Genomic DNA, 17947 nt, shown 5'->3' with positions numbered 1-17947 from the left:
GCCGGGGCGCAGTGGAACGCCGTCGCGAGGAAGCCCGTGGATCCGGAAGCCCAGCAGGAAGCCCGGCAGGCCGGGCACGAGCCGCACGAGCCGTACGAGCCGCACGAGCCGCAGGACACGCCGGAGGCCGCCCCGAGCGCCGGCGGGGAGGCCGTCGAGCGTCTGGAGCGGGCCGTGCGCGCGGCCGAGACGGCGCTGATCGAGTACGAGATCGCCGTGGAGACCTTCCGGGTCGAGGTGGAGAACTTCTCCCGGCTGCACGAGCAGCGGCTCGGCCCGCTGTACGGCCGGATCGAGGAACTGGACGTCCTGATCGCCGAGGCGGTGGCCGCGTGCACCGGTGATCCTGAGGATGTGCGCAGAGCGCGCGAGGCACGCGCCTCCTTCCTGCCGATGCCGGCCGTGGAGGAGCTGTACCAGGGCTGGATGGACTCCGCCGGGCTGCCGCCGGAGGCCGTCGCGATGCTCACCGGGCAGCGGGTGCGGCCCCCGGAGCGGGTGCGGCCCAGCGAGCGGGCCAGGCGCCTGTACCGGGAGCTGGTGCGCTCCGCGCATCCGGACCTGGTGCAGGACGAGGCGGAGCGCGGGCGGCGCGAGGAGTTCATGACCCGGGCGAACAAGGCGTACTCCGACGGCGACGAGGAGGCTCTCGCCGCGCTGGCCGAGGAGTGGGCCGCCGGGCCGCGGACCGGGGAGGAGCGGGCGGTCGCCCGCGGCGAGGAGCTGTACGCGCGCCTGGAGTGGCTGGCGCGGCGTAAGGAGATGCTGGCCGCGGCCGCGGCGGAGCTGGAGGAGGGCGCGATCGGCTCCATGCTCAGGCTGGCGCCCGACGATCCGGACGGCCTGCTGGAGGAGATCGCCGGGCGGCTGCACGAGCGGATCGCCGAGAAGGAGGCGCGTCTGGCCGAGCTGACCGGTCGGATGGGCCGGGCGGAGCAGCCGGGGCCGACGGGTTAGGTTCCCGGCAGGCGCTCGGCAGGCGCTCGGCAGGTGCTCGGCCGGCGTCCGGCCGGTTGCAGGCCGGGGCGCTCGGCCGGAGTGTGTGACATGTGCGGAATATGCGGGATGTATGGGACGGCGCCGGAGGGCCGGGGCCGGGTGAGAGGGGCGTGACCTGATGCAGTACGGCCGGATTCCTTCGGTGGAGGCCACGGCGGTGCCGTCGGAGGGCCTTCTGCTGGACGTCCGGGAGGACGACGAGTGGGCGGCCGGGCACGCGGAGGAGGCCGTGCACGTGCCGATGAGCGAGTTCGTGGAGCGGTTCGGCGAGGTGACCGAGAAGGCCGCGGACCGGCGGGTGTACGTGGTCTGCCGGGTCGGTGGCCGGTCGGCGCAGGTCACGCGGTATCTGCTGGGGCAGGGGATCGACGCGGTGAACGTCGACGGCGGCATGCTGGCCTGGGAGGCCGCCGGGAAGCCGCTGGTGAACGACGGGCAGGGGCCCGCCCACGTGGCGTGAGGCATGCGGAAGCGCGCTGTTCGCGGGGCGCGCTGCCGAGGCGGACGCCGTGTGCCGTGTGACACATGTCATGAGCTGCGAGTGATGCGAGGGAAAGGGGCCCGGCGCGGGGCCAAAGCGCGCCGGGCCCACCGGCTGTGCGAAAGCCGGTTGTCCAAAGGGCCGGTTGTGAGGGGCCGCGGTCTGTACCGCCTGAAAGGCTTTGGAGCCCTCAGGCGTCGAAGTCCACCTCGACGGCCCCGGTGACCGGCCGCGACTGGCAGGCCAGTACGTATCCCGCCGAGACCTCCTCCGGCTCCAGGGCGAAGTTGCGGTCCATGCTCACCTCGCCGGACACCAGCCGCACACGGCAGGTGCCGCACACCCCGCCCTTGCAGGCGTAGGGCGCGTCGGAGCGGTTGCGCAGCACCGTCTCCAGCAGCGTCTCGCCCTCGGCGGCGGGCCAGACGCCCATCCGGCCGTCGAGCGTGGCGGTGAGCTTCGAGCCGCCGGGCGCGGTACGGGCGGCCGTCCGCCGCTCCGCGGCCGGGGAGGCGTCGTCCACATGGAAGATCTCCTGGTGGACCGCGGCGGTGGGCACCCCGAGCGTGGTCAGCGCGCGTTCCGCCTCCCGGACCAGTCCGTGCGGCCCGCACAGGAACCAGCCGTCCACGTCGGGCACCGGCAGCAGGGCGGGCAGCAGGTCGGCGAGGCGCTCGGCGTCGAGACGCCCGGTGGGCAGGCCGGCCTGGCGTTCCTCGCGGGAGAGCGTGTGCACCAGGTGGAAGCGGTCCGGGTGGCGGTCCTTCAGCTCGGCGACCTCCTCCAGGAACATCGCCGACGCCGCGGTGCGGTCGGTGCGGAGCAGACAGAACCGGGCGTCCGGCTCCTCGGCCAGCAGCGTGGCGGCGATGGACAGCACCGGTGTGATGCCGCTGCCGCCGACGACCGCCGCGAAGCGGCCGGGACGGGGGCGCAGGGTGAAGCGGCCCGTCGGAGGCATCACGTCGACCGTGTCCCCGGCGGACAGCTCCTTGACGGCGTGGGCGGAGAACGCGCCGCCCTCCACCAGCCGGATGCCGACCCGGAGCACCGGCTCGGCGGGCGCGGGGACGGCGGGGGAGCAGACGGAGTAGGTGCGGCGCACCTCCGTGCCGTCCACCTCGCGCCGCAGGGTGACGTGCTGGCCCGGAACGTGGCGGAAGGTGTCGTGCAGCTCGGGCGGCACCTCGAACGCCACGGCCACCGAGTCGTCCGTGAGCCGCTCGACCTCGCGGACCCGGAGCGGATGGAACCTCATAGCAGCTCCTTGAAGTGGTCGAACGGCTCCCGGCAGGAGGCACAGCGGCGCAGCGCCTTGCAGGCGGTGGAGGAGAAGCGGCTGAGCAGGGTGGTGTCGGTCGATCCGCAGTGGGGGCAGCGGATGGCCAGGTCCACCGTGACCGGCCCACCGCCGGAGGCACCCGCACCGGGACGGGGCGGGGCTATCCCGAACTCGGCCAGCTTGCGGCGGCCCTCGGCGGTGATCGCGTCCGTCGTCCAGGGCGGGGAGAGGACCGTACGGACCGTCACCTCCGCCACGCCGTGCTCGCGCAGCGCCCGCTCCACGTCGGCGGACATCGCCTCCACCGCCGGGCAGCCGGTGTAGGTGGGGGTCAGCTCGACCTCCACCCGGCCGGGACCGACCAGGTGCAGACCGCGCAGCACTCCCAGCTCGGCCAGGGACACCACCGGCAGCTCCGGGTCCGGGACGGAGCCGGCGATCTCGCGCAGCTCCGTCTCCAGCGCCGTCGCCTCCACCGGGGGCGTCACCACGACGCTCCCGGGTGGCTGCGGTGCAGATGCTGCATCTCGGCGAGCATCCGGCCGAACGGCTCGGTGTGGACGCCCTGCCGTCCGGCACCGGCGGCCCAGGGGCTGCTCCGCGGCCCTTCGGGGACGGTGAGGGTCGCGCGCTCCAGCACGGCGGTGATGCGGCGTGACCACTCCTCGTCCAGGCCGGCCCAGTCGACGTCCAGGCCCTCGACGGGCCGGAACAGCTCGCCGGTGTAGCGCCACAGCCCGTCCAGCGCGTCCTTCATGCGCTTGCGGCTCGTCTCGGTGCCGTCGCCCAGGCGCAGTGTCCAGTGCTCGGCGTGGTCTCGGTGGTAGGTGACCTCCTTGACCGCCTTGGCGGCCAGCGCGGCGAGCTCGGCGTCCTCGGTGCCGCCGCCGGCCAGCCGCTCGTACAGCAGCTCCTGGTAGGCGGAGAAGTACAGCTGGCGGGCGATGGTGTGGGCGAAGTCGCCGTTCGGCTGCTCGACGAGCTGCACATTGGTGAAGGCCCGCTCCTCGCGGAGGTACGCCAGCTCGTCCTCGTCCCCGGCCATCGTCAGCAGGGTGCGGGCCTGGCCGAGGAGATCCAGCGCGATGTTGGCGAGGGCGACCTCCTCCTCCAGGACGGGGGCGTTCCCGGCCCACTCCCCCAGCCGGTGGGAGAGGACCAGTGCGTCGTCGCCGAGGGCCAGTACGGCCGTACGGGGAGCGCTCACAGGTGCCGCACCCCTTCCGGGACCTCGTAGAAGGTGGGGTGGCGGTAGGGCTTGTCGGCGGCGGGCTCGAAGAACGGGTCCTTCTCGTCGGGCGAGGAGGCGGTGACCGCGGACGACGGCACCACCCAGATCGAGACGCCCTCCGACCGCCGGGTGTACAGGTCCCGCGCGTTGCGCAGGGCCATCTCGGCATCGGGCGCGTGCAGGCTGCCGGCGTGGGTGTGGGACAGGCCGCGCCTGCTGCGGACGAAGACCTCCCACAGTGGCCATTCGCTGGTGGTCATGCCGCCGTCCTTCCGTCGCCGTCCTGCCCGCCGTGCTTGCGGGCGTACGCCGCGGCGGCCTCGCGCACCCAGGCGCCCTCCTCATGGGCGCGGCGGCGGCGGTCCAGCCGCTGCTCGTTGCAGGGGCCGTTGCCGCGCAGCACCTCGTGGAACTCGGACCAGTCGATCGGCCCGAAGTCGTAGTGCCCGCGCTCCTCGTTCCACCGCAGCTCGGGGTCGGGCAGGGTCAGGCCGAGGGACTCGGCCTGGGGAACGCAGATGTCCACGAAGCGCTGGCGCAGCTCGTCGTTGGAGTGCCGCTTGATCTTCCAGGCCATCGACTGGGCCGAGTGCTTCGAGGCGTCGTCGGGCGGCCCGAACATCATCAGCGACGGCCACCACCAGCGGTCCACGGCGTCCTGCGCCATGGCGTGCTGGGCCTCGGTGCCCCGGCTCAGCGCGAGCAGCAGCTCGTACCCCTGGCGCTGGTGGAAGGACTCCTCCTTGCAGACGCGGACCATGGCCCGCGCGTAGGGCCCGTAGGAGCAGCGGCACAGCGGCACCTGGTTGGTGATGGCCGCGCCGTCCACCAGCCAGCCGATCGCGCCGACGTCGGCCCAGGTCAGGGTGGGGTAGTTGAAGATCGAGGAGTACTTCTGGCGCCCGGAGTGCAGCTTGTCCAGCAGCTCGTCGCGACTGGCGCCGAGCGTCTCGGCGGCGCTGTAGAGGTACAGCCCGTGCCCCGCCTCGTCCTGCACCTTGGCCATCAGGATCGCCTTGCGGCGCAGCGAGGGCGCGCGCGTGATCCAGTTGGCCTCCGGCTGCATGCCGATGATCTCGGAGTGGGCGTGCTGGGCGATCTGGCGCACCAGCGTGGCGCGGTAGGCGTCGGGCATCCAGTCGCGCGGCTCGATCCGCTCGTCCGCCGCGATCGCCGCGTCGAACGCCTCCTGATGCGCCCCGGGCCCTCCGCCCCGGTCCGTCTCCGGCAGCAGCGTCGTCATGCAGAGCTCCCTTGCTCCTGGCGAGGAACCAACCGACCGATCGTTCGGTTCAATGGTGGTCGTCCGGGCCCCAAGGTGTCAAGGCTGTGGATAACCTCGTAGGGCCGCCGCGGACCGGGGCGGCCGCGGGGGAGCGCGACCGTCGTCGCGGGGTCGTGAGAGCGGGGCCCGGACGGGCCCGAGATCGGGGAGGGCATGGATCCACAAGCACAGACGCGCCAGGAGGCGCCCCCGGACGCGCCGCCCCCGGCGGCGGACGGCGCCCCCTCCGGTACGCCCCCCGGGGGGCCTTCCGGCACGCTCCCCGGGAACGCGCCCGGAGTGATGTCGCTCCCGCCCGCGGCGCGGATCGCCGTCGCGGTGGCGCTGGGTGTCGTCACCGTGCTCACCGGCGTACACCTGACGATGGTCTTCCTGCACGTCGCGCCGGACAACACCCTCAGCAAGCAGCACGGCTCGACGGTCTCGGACTACATCAACCCCGAGTTCGAGCAGAACTGGAAGCTGTTCGCCCCCAACCCGCTCCAGCAGAACATCGCCGTCCACGCCCGTGCGGAGGTGGTCCGGCCGGACGGCGGACGCGACCGGACCGGCTGGGTGGACCTGACGGCGATGGACATCGGCAACATCCGCGGCAACCCCTTCCCCAGCCACACCGACCAGAACGAGCTCCGCCGCGCCTGGGACTTCTTCACCGGCTCGCACGACGAGGAGAACCGGCCCAACGGGCTGCGCGGGGAGCTCTCCGAGGAGTATCTGCGGCGGATCGTGATGTCGCGGTTCGGAGCCGAGCTGAACGGCGGCGAGGTCCGGCGCGTGCAGGTGCGGTCGGCGACCACGCCGGTCGCGCCGCCGCCGTGGAGCGGTGAGAGCGCGGGTGCCGGGACCACGTACCGGGTGCTGCCCTGGTGGCCGGTCGACCGCACGGACATCCCGGAGGACAAGTGACACAGTCCGAGAACGGCTCCCCCGCCCCCGCCTCCCCCGCCCCCGCCTCCACCGTGCCCGCCTCCACCGCGTCCGTCCCCGGCGCCCGGCGGGCCGTGGAGCGGCCGCCGGGGACCGGGGAGCAGCCGTCCGGCGCACCGTCCGCCGCACCGCCCGGGCCGTGGTCGCGGCGCCTGCTGTCGAAGGCCGACGAAGCGGTCGTACGCGGCATCGTCAAGGTCAGCGACCGGGCGCTGGGCCCGTACCAGAGCGCGGTCGTCCGGATCGGCTTCTCCTTCACCTGGCTGGCCTTCCTGCTCTTCGAGTGGCCCCACCGGCGCGAGCTGTACGGCCCGGACGGCCCGTGGAGCTGGGAGCTGGGCGAGCGGCTGGTGGCGAGCAACCACGCCTTCACGGTGCTGCTGTGGTCCGACAGCGCCGTCTGGTTCGAGGCCGTCTACGCCCTCGCCGTGCTCTCCTCCGCCGCGCTGCTGGCCGGCTGGCGCACCAGGACCATGTCGGTGCTGTTCATGGTCGGTGTGCTGTCGCTGCAGAACCGCAGCGTTTTCATGGGCGACGGCGGCGACAACGTCATCCATCTGATGGCGATGTACCTGGTGCTCACCCGCTGCGGCCAGGTCTGGTCGCTCGACGCCCGCCGCGCCCGCCGCTCCGGCTCCGGGGGCGGCGCGGGCGCCGGGGGGAACGATCTGGTCGGCATCGCGCTGTGGTCGGTGCTCGGCGCCGTCCTGCTGGTGGCCACCGCCGGCGGCCGGCTGAGCTGGTTCGGCGACGACGGCCCGGTGCTCTACGTGGGCTGGGCGACCTTCCTGTGGGGCCTGTGGCTGGTGTACGGGCTGTGGTGGTACATCACCCGCCCCGCGGACGGACGGACCGGCCGGGAGAACGTCCGCCGGCTGATGGACGTGCTGGGCAACATCGTCCACAACGCGGCCCTGCTGATCATCATGGCCGAGGTCTGCCTGATCTACGCGACCGCCGGCTGGTACAAGATCCAGGGCTCGCGCTGGCAGGACGGCACGGCCGTCTACTACCCCCTGCACCTGGACTACTTCTCCCCCTGGCCGGCCCTCGCCGAGGTGCTGGGCAGCAGCGGACTGATGATCATGCTGCTCACCTACGGCACGGTGATCGTCCAGGTCGCCTTCCCCTTCACCCTCTTCAACCGCCGGGTGAAGAACGTGCTGCTCGCCGTGATGATGCTGGAGCACGCCTCCATCGCCGTCATCCTCGGCCTGCCCTTCTTCTCGCTCGCCATGATCGCGGCCGACGCCGTCTTCCTGCCAACGGTCTTCCTGGTCTGGATCGGGGCCGGGGCGTCCCGGGCGGCCGGAAGGCTGCGCCGCGGCCGACCGCGCGAGCCGGAGGAGGAAGCGGAGCCGTCCGGGGCCTCCGGGGCCGGCGGCCCCGCGCGTACCCTCGTGGGGTGAGCGAAGGCGAGAGGGAGAACCGGCCGGTGCGGGACGAACCCGTGCGGGACGAACCCGTGCAGTACGACGAGGGCTACGGCACGGAGGTGGGCGTCGGCCCCCACCCCGGGCCGTGGCCGGCCGGTGAGCACTACGACCCGGAGCTGCTGGCCGGCGGCGACCGGCGCAACGTCGTGGACCGCTACCGCTACTGGACCCGGGAGGCGATCGTCGCCGACCTCGACACCCGGCGGCACGACTTCCACGTCGCGGTGGAGAACTGGAACCACGACTTCAACATCGGCAGCGTCGTGCGCACCGCCAACGCCTTCCTGGCCAGGGAGATCCACATCGTCGGAAAGCGCCGGTGGAACAGGCGCGGCGCGATGGTCACCGACCGGTACCAGCACATCACCCACCATCCGGACGTGGCGGCACTGGCCGACTGGGCACGGGCCGAGGGGCTGCCGGTCATCGGGATCGACAACCTCCCCGGCGCCGTCCCGCTGGAGACGACCGAACTGCCCCGCCGCTGTGTGCTGCTCTTCGGCCAGGAAGGCCCGGGGCTGACGCAGGAGGCATGGAAGCACGCCGAGCGCGTCTGCTCCATCGCCCAGTTCGGCTCCACCCGGTCCATCAACGCGGGCGCGGCGGCGGCCATCGCCATGCACGCCTGGATCCGCGCGCACGCCGACATCGGCTGAGAGCGGCCCGCCGGGAGCCGTCCGGCCCGGAGCCCACCGCACGGCGGACCCCGGGAGGGGAGGACATCAGGCCTGCCGGCGGACCTCCACCACGCGGAAGCGGCTCGCCACGAACGCCCCGTCGCACAGCGCGGCGTTGGCCGCCGGGTTGCCGCCGGAGCCGTGGAAGTCGGAGAACGCCGCGGTCTGGTTCACGTACACCCCACCGGTGAGGTTCAGCGAGAGCTGGGCGCACTCGTCCAGGCAGGCCTCCTCCACCAGCCGCTCAACCTCGGGCGAGGTGGTGTAGGCGCCGACCGTCATCGCGCCCTTCTCCCGGACGGTGCGGCGCAGCAGCTCGACCGCCTCGGCGGTGGAGTCCACGGCGACGGCGAAGGAGACCGGGCCGAAGCACTCCTCCAGACAGACCTCCTCCGACTCGGGCTTCGACCCGTCCAGCCCGACGATCGCCGGGGTGCGGACCGTGGCGCCGGGGAACTCCGGGTGCTCCACCGGGCGCGAGGCCAGGATGGTCTCGCCCAGCTCCGAGGCGCCCTCCAGCCGCTCGCGCACCCCGGGGTTGACGATCGCGCCCAGCAGCGCCACCGCCCGCTGGTCGTCGCCCAGCAGCTTGTCCACCGCGCCCGCCAGGTCGGCGGTGAACTCCTCGTAGGACTTGTGGCCCGCGTCGGTGTCGATGCCGCCGCGCGGGATGAGCAGGTTCTGCGGGGTGGTGCACATCTGGCCGCTGTAGAGGGACAGGGAGAAGGCCAGATTGCCCAGCATGCCCCGGTAGTCGTCGGTGGAGTCGACGACGATCGTGTTCACGCCGGCCTTCTCGGTGAAGACCTGGGCCTGGCGGGCGTTGGCCTCCAGCCAGTCGCCGAAGGCGGTCGAACCCGTGTAGTCGATGATCCGGACCTCGGGGCGCAGGGCCAGCTCCCTGGCGATGCCCTCACCGTCCCGCTCGGCGGCCAGCGCCACCGTGTTCGGGTCGAAGCCGGCCTCGGCGAGGACCTCGCGGGCGACCCGCACCGTCATCGCCAGCGGCAGGACCGCGCGCGGATGCGGCTTGACCAGTACGGGATTCCCCGTGGCCAGGGAGGCGAACAGGCCCGGGTAGCCGTTCCAGGTGGGGAAGGTGTTGCAGCCGATCATCAGCGAGACCCCGCGCGGCACCGGCGTGAACCCCTTGGTCAGCTCCAGCGGGTCCCGCTTGCCCTGGGGCTTGGACCACCGCGCCGAGGCCGGGGTGCGGGTCTGCTCGGCATAGGCGTACGCCACCGCCTCCAGGCCGCGGTCCTGGGCGTGCGGGCCGCCGGCCTGCATCGCCATCAGATACGCCTGCCCGCTGGTGTGCATCACCGCGTGGGCGAACTCGTGGGTGCGCGCGTTGATCCGGGCCAGGATCTCCAGGCACACCAGCGCCCTCACCTCGGGCCCCGCGTCCCGCCAGGCGGGCAGCGCGGCGCGCATCGCGGGCAGCAGCGCCCCGACGTCGGCGTGCGGGTACTCCACGCCCAGCTCGACGCCGTACGGCGAGACCTCGCCGCCCACCCACCCGTCCGTGCCGGGCTGGTCCAGCTCGAAGCGGCGGCCCAGCAGGGCGTCGAACGCGGCCTTCCCCTCGGCGGGGCCGAGCGTGCCGTGCTCCTCGCCGTACGCCTTGGGGTGCTCCGGATACGGGGACCAGTACTCCCTGGAGCGGATCGCCTCCAGCGCCCGCTGGAGCGTCGGGCGGTGCTTGTCCGCGAGCCCCTCCGGGGTCAGCGGCGGGGCCTGGGTGGGTGCGGCGGCCATCGGGGACCAACTCCTCGTCGAGCTTGTCGAGCGGGCGGCGGCGCCCGTACGGACGGCGCCGGGGCGGGCCGCGGAGGGCGCGCGGGCAGCCGTGCGCGGACGGACGGACAGGTAGATACTGCTACCGAACGATCGGTCGGGGCAAGAGGGGCAGGCCGCCTGTGGATAACATCGAGGCCATGCCAGTCGAGCCGCCAGCCAAACCGCCAGTCGAGCCGTCGGCCGGGTCGCCGGCCGGGTCGCCGGCCAAGCCTCCGGCCAGGTCGCCGGGGCGCGACACCTACACGCCCGAGTCGCTCCTCGCGGTGGCCGTCGAGGTGTTCATCGAGCGCGGTTACGACGGCACTTCGATGGAGCACCTCTCCCGTGCGGCGGGGATCTCCAAGTCCTCCATCTACCACCACGTGCGGGGCAAGGAGGAGCTGCTGCGCCGGGCGATAGCCCGCGCGCTCGACGGCCTCTTCGCCATCCTGGACGAGCCGGACGCCGGCCGGGGGCGGGCGATCGAGCGGCTGGAGCACGTCACCCGCCGCACCGCCGAGGTGCTGATGGCCGAGCTGCCCTACGTCACCCTGCTGCTGCGGGTGCGGGGCAACACCCGCACCGAGCGCTGGGCGATGGAGCGCCGCCGGGAGTTCGACCACCGGGTGGCGGGGCTGCTGAAGGCCGCCGCGGCCGAGGGCGACATCCGCTCGGACCTGGAGGCCCGGCTGGCCACCCGGCTGCTGTTCGGAATGATCAACTCCATCGTGGAGTGGTACCGCCCGCAGCCCGGGGACGCCGCGGACCGCGAGCGGGTCGCCGACGCCGTGGTGCGGCTGGCCTTCGAGGGGCTGCGCAGGCAGTAGCGGCAGCGGCGCGGGAGCGGAGGTCGGGGGCCGGGCACGGCCATCCGCTCACGGCTCGGGCTCCAGATCGGTCTCCTCGAAGACCAGCAGGGTGCGGGTGCTCAGCACCTCCGGCATCGCCTGTATCCGGGTGAGCACCAGCTCCCGCAGCGCCCGGTTGTCGGCGGTGTGCACCAGCAGCAGCACATCGAAGTCGCCGCTGACCAGCGCGATGTGCGCGGCGCCCGGCAGCGCCTGGAGCTTCTCGCGCACCGCGCGCCAGGAGTTCTGCACGATCTTCAGCGTGATGTACGCCGACGCGCCCTGGCCGGCCCGCTCGTGGTCCACGCGGGCCGTGAAGCCGCGTATCACCCCGTCCTCCACGAGGCGGTTGATCCGGGCGTACGCGTTCGCCCGGGACACGTGCACCCGTTCGGCGACCGACCGTATCGACGCGCGCCCGTCCAGCTGCAGCATCCGCAGGATGGACCGGTCGACGGGATCGAGCGGTCTGGCGGGCGGCCGGTCCCCCTCCTCCGGCGCCTCGGGGGCCATCTGTTCTTCCGGCATGGCCTGCCGCCTCCCCTCCATGGACGTCCTGCCGACATCCCACGCGGTGCGGAACCGTTTGTCCACAGGGCGATGCCACCCGTAGCCAAAATGCGCCGGCGACCGAACAATCGGTAGGGGGGATCGCCCGATCCGGCGGTCCTTCCTGCCCGCAGATGCCCCCTACCAGGAGGTGCCGCATGACAGTCCTGGAGCAGCCAGGCGCGTACCGCCCCGCGCCGCCGCCCGCCTGGCAGCCGCGCACGGACCCGGCGCCGCTGCTGCCGGACGCCGAGCCGTACCGGCTGCTGGGCACCGGCGCCGACCTCGACCCCGGCCTGCTCAGGACGCTCTACGCGCATCTGGTGAGGGGCCGCCGCTACAACCGGCAGGCCACCGCGCTCACCAAGCAGGGCAGGCTCGCCGTCTACCCCTCCTCCACCGGGCAGGAGGCGTGCGAGGTGGCCGCGGCCCTGGTGCTCCGGGAGCGGGACTGGCTCTTCCCCAGCTACCGCGACACCCTCGCCGCCGTCACCCGCGGCATGGACCCGGCAGAGGCGCTGGGGCTGCTGCGCGGCGACTGGCACACCGGCTACGACCCGCACCGGCACCGCGTCGCCCCGCTGTCCACCCCGCTGTCCACCCACCTGCCGCACGCCGTCGGGCTCGCCCACGCCGCCCGGCTCAGGGGCGACGACGTGGTGGCGCTGGCCATGGTCGGCGACGGCGGCACCAGCGAGGGCGACTTCCACGAGGCGCTGAACTTCGCCGCCGTCTGGCGCACCCCGACGGTCTTCCTCGTGCAGAACAACGGCTTCGCGATCTCCGTCCCCCTGGCCAAGCAGACCGCCGCGCCCTCGCTGGCCCACAAGGCCGTCGGCTACGGCATCCCCGGCCGGCTGGTGGACGGCAACGACGCCGCCGCCGTCCACCGGGTGCTGGCCGAGGCCGTCGAGCGCGCCCGGCGCGGCGAGGGGCCCACCCTCGTGGAGGCCGTGACCTACCGGATCGACGCCCACACCAACGCCGACGACGCCACCCGCTACCGCGGCGACGACGAGGTCGGCGAATGGCTCGAACACGACCCCGTGACGCTGCTGGAGCGCGAGCTGACCGAGCGCGGTCTGTTCGACGACGCGACACGCGACGGGGCGCACGAGGAGGCCGAGGAGATGGCCGCGCGGCTGCGCGAGGCGATGAACGAGGACCCGGTGCTCGACCCGACGGACCTCTTCGACCACGTCTACGCGGAGAAGACCACGCAGCTTAAGGAGCAGGCCGCACAGCTGCGCGCGGAGCTGGACGCGGAGAACGACGACCAGGACGGGAACGGCGGGCACGCCGGGAACACCGCGGGAGGCGAGCGATGACGACCGCGACCACGGGCAGGAGCGCGGACAGGGCCGACCGGAGGAGGCAGGCCGGGGCCGGGGCCGCCCGCAAGCCCGCCACCATGGCCCAGGCCCTCAACCGCGCGATGCGCGACGCCATGGCCGAGGACCCGTCCGTGCACGTGCTCGGCGAGGACGTCGGCACGCTCGGCGGCGTCTTCCGCATCACCGACGGCCTGACCGCCGAGTTCGGCGAGGACCGCTGCACCGACACCCCGCTGGCCGAGGCCGGCATCCTGGGCACGGCCGTCGGCATGGCCATGTACGGACTGCGGCCGGTGGTGGAGATGCAGTTCGACGCCTTCGCCTACCCGGCCTTCGAGCAGCTCCTCAGCCACGTCGCCAAGATGCGCAACCGCACGCGCGGCGCGATGCCGCTGCCCATCACCGTCCGGGTGCCCTACGGCGGCGGGATCGGCGGTGTGGAGCACCACAGCGACTCCTCCGAGGCGTACTACATGGCCACCCCGGGCCTGCACGTGGTGACCCCGGCGACGGTGGCCGACGCCTACGGGATGCTGCGGGCCGCCATCGCCTCCGACGACCCGGTGGTCTTCCTGGAGCCCAAGCGGCTGTACTGGTCGAAGGCCGACTGGTCGCCGGAGGAGCCCGAGGCCGTCGAGCCCATCGGCCGCGCCCGGGTCCGCCGCACGGGCACGTCCGCCACGCTGGTCACCTACGGCCCGTCGGTGCCCGTCTGCCTGGAGGCGGCCGAGGCCGCCCGCGAGGAGGGCTGGGACCTGGAGGTCGTCGACCTGCGCTCCCTGGTCCCCTTCGACGACGAGACGGTCTGCGAGTCGGTGCGGCGCACCGGGCGGGCCGTGGTCGTCCACGAGTCGTCCGGTTTCGGCGGCCCGGGCGGCGAGATCGCCGCCCGGATCACCGAGCGCTGCTTCCACTACCTTCAGGCGCCTGTGCTGCGAGTGGCCGGATTCGACATCCCCTACCCGCCGCCGATGCTGGAGCGCCACCACCTGCCCGGAGTGGACCGGGTCCTGGACGCCGTCGCCCGGCTCCAGTGGGAGTCGGAGTGGACCGAGCGGCCCGAGGCCTTCGGAACACCCGGAAGGGGTGGCCGCTGATGGCCGAGGTCCGCGAGTTCGCCCTCCCCGACCTGGGCGAGGGCCTGACGGAGGCCGAGATCGTCCGCTGGCTGGTGTCCGTCGGCGACGTCGTCGCCGTCGACCAGCCGGTGGTGGAGGTCGAGACGGCCAAGGCGATGGTCGAGGTGCCCTGCCCGTACGGCGGTGTGGTCACCGCCCGGTTCGGGGAGGAGGGCGCCGAGATCCCCGTCGGCGCGCCGCTGGTGACGGTGGCCGTCGGAGCGTCCGCCATGCCGGCGGACGGGTCGGCCGGAGCCCCCGCCGAGGGGCGGGCCGGGGCGTCGGCCGACGCCCCGGCGGACACCCCGGCCGACGACTCGGAGAAGTCCGGGAACGTGCTGGTGGGGTACGGCACGGGCGCGCCCGCCGCCCGCCGCAGGCGGGTCCGCCCGGCGAACGGCGTGCCTGCCCCGGTCCCCGCCGCAGCGCCCACCGTGCCCACCGTGCCCACCGTGCCCACCGCGCCCGCCGCTCCGGCTCCGGAGCCCACCGCTCCCGTGGCGGCCGGCCTGCCCGCGGCGCCCCTGGAGATCCGTCCCGCCGACGGTCCCGTCCCGGTGATCTCACCGCTGGTGCGGCGGCTCGCGCGGGAGCACGGGGTCGATCTGCGGCAGGTCGCCGGCTCCGGCCCGCGGGGGCTGATCCTGCGCGCCGATGTCGAGCGCGCGGTGGCCGCGGCCGGGATCGCGCCCGCCCCGGCCGACGGCGCCGCCGCGCCCGCACCCGTACCCGCCGACGGCGCCGCCGCGCGCGGCGAGCGGATCCCGCTGCGGGGGCTGCGCGGTACGGTCGCCGACAAGCTCTCCGCCTCCCGGCGCGAGATCCCCGACGCGACCTGCTGGGTGGACGCCGACGCCACCGAACTGCTCGCCGCCCGGCGGGCGATGAACACGGCGGGGCCGAAGATCTCCCTGCTCGCGCTCCTCGCCCGGATCTGCACGGCCGCCCTCGCCCGCTTCCCCGAGCTGAACGCGACGGTGGACACGGCCGCGCGCGAGATCGTCCGGCTGCCCGAGGTCCACCTGGGCTTCGCCGCGCAGACCGACCGCGGACTCGTGGTCCCCGTCGTACGCGACGCCCACACCCGCGGCGCGGCCGGGCTGTCCGAGGAGATCGCCCGGCTCACCGAGTCCGCCCGCGCGGGGAGGCTGACGCCCGCCGAGCTGACCGGCGGCACCTTCACCCTCAACAACTACGGCGTGTTCGGGGTGGACGGCTCGACTCCGATCATCAACCACCCCGAGGCGGCGATGCTCGGAGTCGGCCGCATCACCCCCAAGCCGTGGGTGCACGAGGGCGAGCTGGCGGTACGGCAGGTCGTACAGCTGTCCTTCACCTTCGACCACCGGGTGTGCGACGGCGGTACGGCGGGCGGCTTCCTGCGGTACGTGGCGGACTGCGTCGAGCACCCGGCCGTACTGCTGCGCACCCTTTGACGGCGGCCCGGCGTTCGCCCGGGTCCGTCTGCCCCCGCCGCCCCGCCCCGGGCCGGGCCCCCTTCGCCCGGGGCGGGGCGGCGGGGGTCAGACTCGGGGCATGACTGATGTGTACGACGCCGTCGTCATCGCCGGCGGCGCCGCCCGCCGGCTCGGCGGGACGGACAAGCCCGCCCTCACCGTCGGGGGCCGGACACTGCTCGACCGGGTGCTGGACGCCTGCGCGGACGCGGCGCGGACGGTGGTCGTCGGCCCGCGCAGGCCGACGGCCCGGCCGGTGGACTGGACGCGCGAGGACCCGCCCGGCGGCGGGCCGCTGGCGGCCCTCGACGCCGGGCTGCGCCGCACCGGGAGCGAGACGGTGCTGGTGCTCTCCGCCGACCTGCCGTTCCTGACGCCCGCCACCGTGCGGGCGCTGCTGGACGCGGTGCACGGCACGCGCGGCGTCCCCGGCACGGCCTCCGGCCCCGGCGGCCCCGCCGCCCCCGACGGGGCGATCGTGGTGGACGACGGGCGTGCCCAGCCCCTCCTGGGCGCCTACCGAGCCGAGTCCCTCCGCCGCGAACTGGCCCTGCTCACCGCCGAGCACGGGCGGCCGGCGAACCTCCCCCTGCGGCTGCTCACCGACGAGCTCGTACTGCGCCGCATCGCCCCCGCCGGCCCCGAGGAGGCCCGCGACTGCGACACCTGGGAGGAACTCGCCTCGGCCCGCTCCCGCATCAGGGAGCATGGACGCGTGCTGAACGAATGGATGACCGCGGCCAAGACCGAACTCGGTATCGACCTCGACGTCGACACCACCGCCCTCCTCGACCTCGCGCGGGACGCCGCGCACGGCGTGGCCCGGCCCGCCGCCCCGCTGACGACCTTCCTGGTCGGATACGCGGCGGCGCGTGCGGGCGGAAGCCCCGAGGACGTGGCCGGGGCCGCGCGCAAGGCCGCCGAACTGGCCCGGCGCTGGGCCGAGGAGGCCGCCGAGTCCGCCGGGGCGGAGGGCACGGAGAGGACCGGCGGCGGGCGGCCTCGCGGCGGAGAGGGAACGGACGCCGGATGAGCGGCGACGAGCTGGCCGACGCCCTGGCCCTGGCCAACGGCCGCGGCGACACGCACGGCACCGCCCCCGGCGGCCCGCACGGCGGCACCCGCGGTGACGGCCGGCCGGGGGGACGGGAACCCGGCCCGGCCCCCCGGGGCAGCTCCCCGCGCGCCCCCCGCGACGCGCAGAACCCACAGAGCCCGCAGAACCCACAGAGCCCGCAGGACGCGGTACGGCACCGCGACTGGTCCGCCGCCCGTGCCGCCGCCGCCCGCGCCGGGGCCGGCCGGCGGTCCGAGCCCGCCGCCGTCCCCCTGGACGAGGCCCTCGGCCGCCGTCTCGCCGCACCCCTGACCGCGCTCACCGATCTGCCGGCGTTCGACACCTCGGCCATGGACGGCTGGGCCGTCTCCGGCCCCGGCCCGTGGGAGCCGCTCGGCCCAGGGGACGGCACGCCCCGCGGTGCGTCACACGGCACGCCCCACGGCATCCTGGCCGGCGACGACCGCCCGGCCCCGCTCCCGGACGGCCACGCCGTCCGCATCGCCACGGGCGCCCGCATCCCGCCCGGCACCACCGCCGTGCTGCGCTCCGAGTACGGCGAGGTCCGCGACCGGCGGCTGCGCGCGAACGGCGCGCCCCAGCACGGCGCGGACATCCGTCCGCGCGGCCAGGAGTGCCGTGCGGGCGACCACCTGCTGCCCGTCGGTACGCCGGTCACCCCGGCCGTGCTGGGCCTGGCCGCCGCCGCGGGCTGGGACGAGCTGCCGGTGGTACGCCGCCCCCGCGCCGAGGTCCTGGTGCTGGGCGACGAGTTGCTGGCCTCCGGCATCCCCTCCGGCGGCCGGGTCCGCGACGCGCTCGGTCCGATGCTCGGCCCCTGGCTGACGGCTCTGGGCGCCGAGGTCACCGCCACCCGCCGCCTGGGCGACGACGCCGGGGCGCTGTACGCGGCACTGGAGGAGACCGCCGCCGACCTCGTCGTCACCACCGGCGGTACGGCCTCCGGCCCCGTCGACCACGTCCATCCGTCCCTGCGCCGCCTGGGGGCGGAGCTGCTGGTGGACGGGGTGCGCGTACGCCCCGGTCACCCGATGCTGCTGGCACGGCTGCCCTCGGGCGCGCATCTGGTCGGGCTGCCCGGCAATCCGCTGGCGGCCGTGTCCGGCCTGCTCACCCTCGCCGAACCACTGCTGCGGGCCGCCACCGGCGCCGGCCCGTCCGAAGCGCGGCACACCGGACCGCACACCGGGTGGTCCGCCGGACCGCACACCGGACCGCACACCGGGCAGTCCGCCGCGGACGACGCCCTGCCCTCCGCCGCCCTCCTCGGCGATGTCCAGGGCCACCCCCGTGACACACGGCTGGTCCCGGTCGTGCAGGATGGCGGTGGCGTACGGCCGCTGCGGTTCAGCGGCCCCGCGATGCTCCGCGGCATCGCGGCGGCCACCGCCCTGGCGGTCGTGCCGCCCGGCGGCGTCCCCACCGGCGCCGGCGTACACCTCCTGAGACTCCCGTGGGCGTGACGG

General features: G+C 74.6%; 18 protein-coding genes. 11 read left to right on the top strand and 7 right to left on the bottom strand.

Features of this window, described 5'->3' with window-relative positions; genetic code table 11:
• Positions 1-36: 36 nt before the first annotated feature.
• A complete protein-coding gene (locus tag ACW69E_RS02015; protein ID WP_457496430.1) occupies positions 37-957 on the top strand; it encodes a hypothetical protein in 921 nt (306 codons plus the stop codon).
• Positions 958-1117: 160 nt separating this feature from the next.
• On the top strand, positions 1118-1459 hold the full coding sequence (locus ACW69E_RS02010) for a rhodanese-like domain-containing protein (RefSeq protein WP_457496429.1): 342 nt from the start codon (positions 1118-1120) through the stop codon (positions 1457-1459).
• A gap of 211 nt (positions 1460-1670) precedes the next feature.
• Here the strand turns inward: ACW69E_RS02010 and ACW69E_RS02005 are convergent, their stop codons facing one another.
• From ACW69E_RS02005 to paaA, 5 genes are read right to left on the bottom strand one after another with little or no spacing between them, the layout of a single operon-like run.
• Positions 1671-2738: a 2Fe-2S iron-sulfur cluster-binding protein gene (locus tag ACW69E_RS02005; protein WP_457496428.1), complete on the bottom strand. Its 1068-nt coding sequence runs from the start codon at positions 2736-2738 to the stop codon at positions 1671-1673.
• Entirely contained in the window at positions 2735-3253 is a 519-nt protein-coding gene (paaD, locus tag ACW69E_RS02000) for a 1,2-phenylacetyl-CoA epoxidase subunit PaaD (RefSeq protein ID WP_457496427.1), read from the bottom strand. Before paaD ends, ACW69E_RS02005 begins: the two co-directional genes overlap by 4 nt.
• On the bottom strand, positions 3247-3969 hold the full coding sequence (paaC, locus tag ACW69E_RS01995) for a 1,2-phenylacetyl-CoA epoxidase subunit PaaC (protein ID WP_457496426.1): 723 nt from the start codon (positions 3967-3969) through the stop codon (positions 3247-3249). The genes paaD and paaC overlap by 7 nt, the downstream gene beginning before the upstream one ends.
• A complete protein-coding gene (paaB, locus tag ACW69E_RS01990; RefSeq protein ID WP_093851005.1) occupies positions 3966-4253 on the bottom strand; it encodes a 1,2-phenylacetyl-CoA epoxidase subunit PaaB in 288 nt (95 codons plus the stop codon). The genes paaC and paaB overlap by 4 nt, the downstream gene beginning before the upstream one ends.
• Entirely contained in the window at positions 4250-5236 is a 987-nt protein-coding gene (gene paaA, locus ACW69E_RS01985) for a 1,2-phenylacetyl-CoA epoxidase subunit PaaA (RefSeq protein ID WP_279950442.1), read from the bottom strand. Before paaA ends, paaB begins: the two co-directional genes overlap by 4 nt.
• 324 nt (positions 5237-5560) lie before the next feature.
• Here paaA and ACW69E_RS01980 point away from each other — a divergent pair, with 324 nt between their 5' ends.
• The 3 genes from ACW69E_RS01980 to ACW69E_RS01970 are packed head-to-tail and all read left to right on the top strand — an operon-like array spanning position 5561 to position 8297.
• Positions 5561-6184, top strand: coding sequence for a DUF5819 family protein (locus tag ACW69E_RS01980; protein WP_457496425.1), 624 nt, complete (start codon positions 5561-5563; stop codon positions 6182-6184).
• Positions 6181-7614, top strand: coding sequence for an HTTM domain-containing protein (locus tag ACW69E_RS01975; RefSeq protein ID WP_457496424.1), 1434 nt, complete (start codon positions 6181-6183; stop codon positions 7612-7614). The genes ACW69E_RS01980 and ACW69E_RS01975 overlap by 4 nt, the downstream gene beginning before the upstream one ends.
• The gene (locus ACW69E_RS01970; protein WP_457496423.1) at positions 7611-8297 is read left to right on the top strand and encodes a TrmH family RNA methyltransferase; all 687 of its coding nucleotides are present in this window, start codon (positions 7611-7613) and stop codon (positions 8295-8297) included. The genes ACW69E_RS01975 and ACW69E_RS01970 overlap by 4 nt, the downstream gene beginning before the upstream one ends.
• A gap of 66 nt (positions 8298-8363) precedes the next feature.
• Here the strand turns inward: ACW69E_RS01970 and paaN are convergent, their stop codons facing one another.
• Positions 8364-10076, bottom strand: a complete 1713-nt coding sequence (paaN, locus tag ACW69E_RS01965) for a phenylacetic acid degradation protein PaaN (protein ID WP_457496422.1) — start codon at positions 10074-10076, stop codon at positions 8364-8366.
• Positions 10077-10255: 179 nt separating this feature from the next.
• On the opposite strand from paaN, the gene ACW69E_RS01960 reads away from it, so the two are divergent.
• Positions 10256-10924 carry a TetR/AcrR family transcriptional regulator gene (locus ACW69E_RS01960; RefSeq protein ID WP_457496421.1) on the top strand — a complete coding sequence of 223 codons (669 nt, stop codon included), beginning with the start codon at positions 10256-10258 and terminating at the stop codon, positions 10922-10924.
• Positions 10925-10972: 48 nt separating this feature from the next.
• On the opposite strand, the gene ACW69E_RS01955 is transcribed toward ACW69E_RS01960, so the two are convergent.
• The gene (locus tag ACW69E_RS01955) at positions 10973-11473 is read right to left on the bottom strand and encodes an Lrp/AsnC family transcriptional regulator (protein ID WP_457496420.1); all 501 of its coding nucleotides are present in this window, start codon (positions 11471-11473) and stop codon (positions 10973-10975) included.
• A 179-nt stretch (positions 11474-11652) separates the two neighbouring features.
• Here ACW69E_RS01955 and pdhA point away from each other — a divergent pair, with 179 nt between their 5' ends.
• The 5 genes from pdhA (at position 11653) to ACW69E_RS01930 (ending at position 17944) form a co-directional block, all read left to right on the top strand.
• Positions 11653-12822, top strand: coding sequence for a pyruvate dehydrogenase (acetyl-transferring) E1 component subunit alpha (gene pdhA, locus ACW69E_RS01950; RefSeq protein ID WP_457496419.1), 1170 nt, complete (start codon positions 11653-11655; stop codon positions 12820-12822).
• An 83-nt stretch (positions 12823-12905) separates the two neighbouring features.
• Positions 12906-13925: an alpha-ketoacid dehydrogenase subunit beta gene (locus ACW69E_RS01945; protein WP_457496727.1), complete on the top strand. Its 1020-nt coding sequence runs from the start codon at positions 12906-12908 to the stop codon at positions 13923-13925.
• On the top strand, positions 13925-15382 hold the full coding sequence (locus ACW69E_RS01940) for a dihydrolipoamide acetyltransferase family protein (RefSeq protein WP_457496418.1): 1458 nt from the start codon (positions 13925-13927) through the stop codon (positions 15380-15382). The genes ACW69E_RS01945 and ACW69E_RS01940 overlap by 1 nt, the downstream gene beginning before the upstream one ends.
• Positions 15383-15482: 100 nt before the next feature.
• Positions 15483-16436 carry an NTP transferase domain-containing protein gene (locus ACW69E_RS01935; RefSeq protein ID WP_457496417.1) on the top strand — a complete coding sequence of 318 codons (954 nt, stop codon included), beginning with the start codon at positions 15483-15485 and terminating at the stop codon, positions 16434-16436.
• Complete coding sequence (locus ACW69E_RS01930; RefSeq protein WP_457496416.1) at positions 16433-17944, top strand: molybdopterin molybdotransferase MoeA; 1512 nt, start codon at positions 16433-16435, stop codon at positions 17942-17944. The genes ACW69E_RS01935 and ACW69E_RS01930 overlap by 4 nt, the downstream gene beginning before the upstream one ends.
• Positions 17945-17947 lie beyond the last annotated feature (3 nt).

The sequence above is a fragment of the Streptomyces sp. SS8 genome, assembly GCF_054072955.1.
The sequence above is the reverse complement of the archived record's forward strand: the minus strand, read 5'-3'. Positions and strand labels throughout refer to the sequence as shown.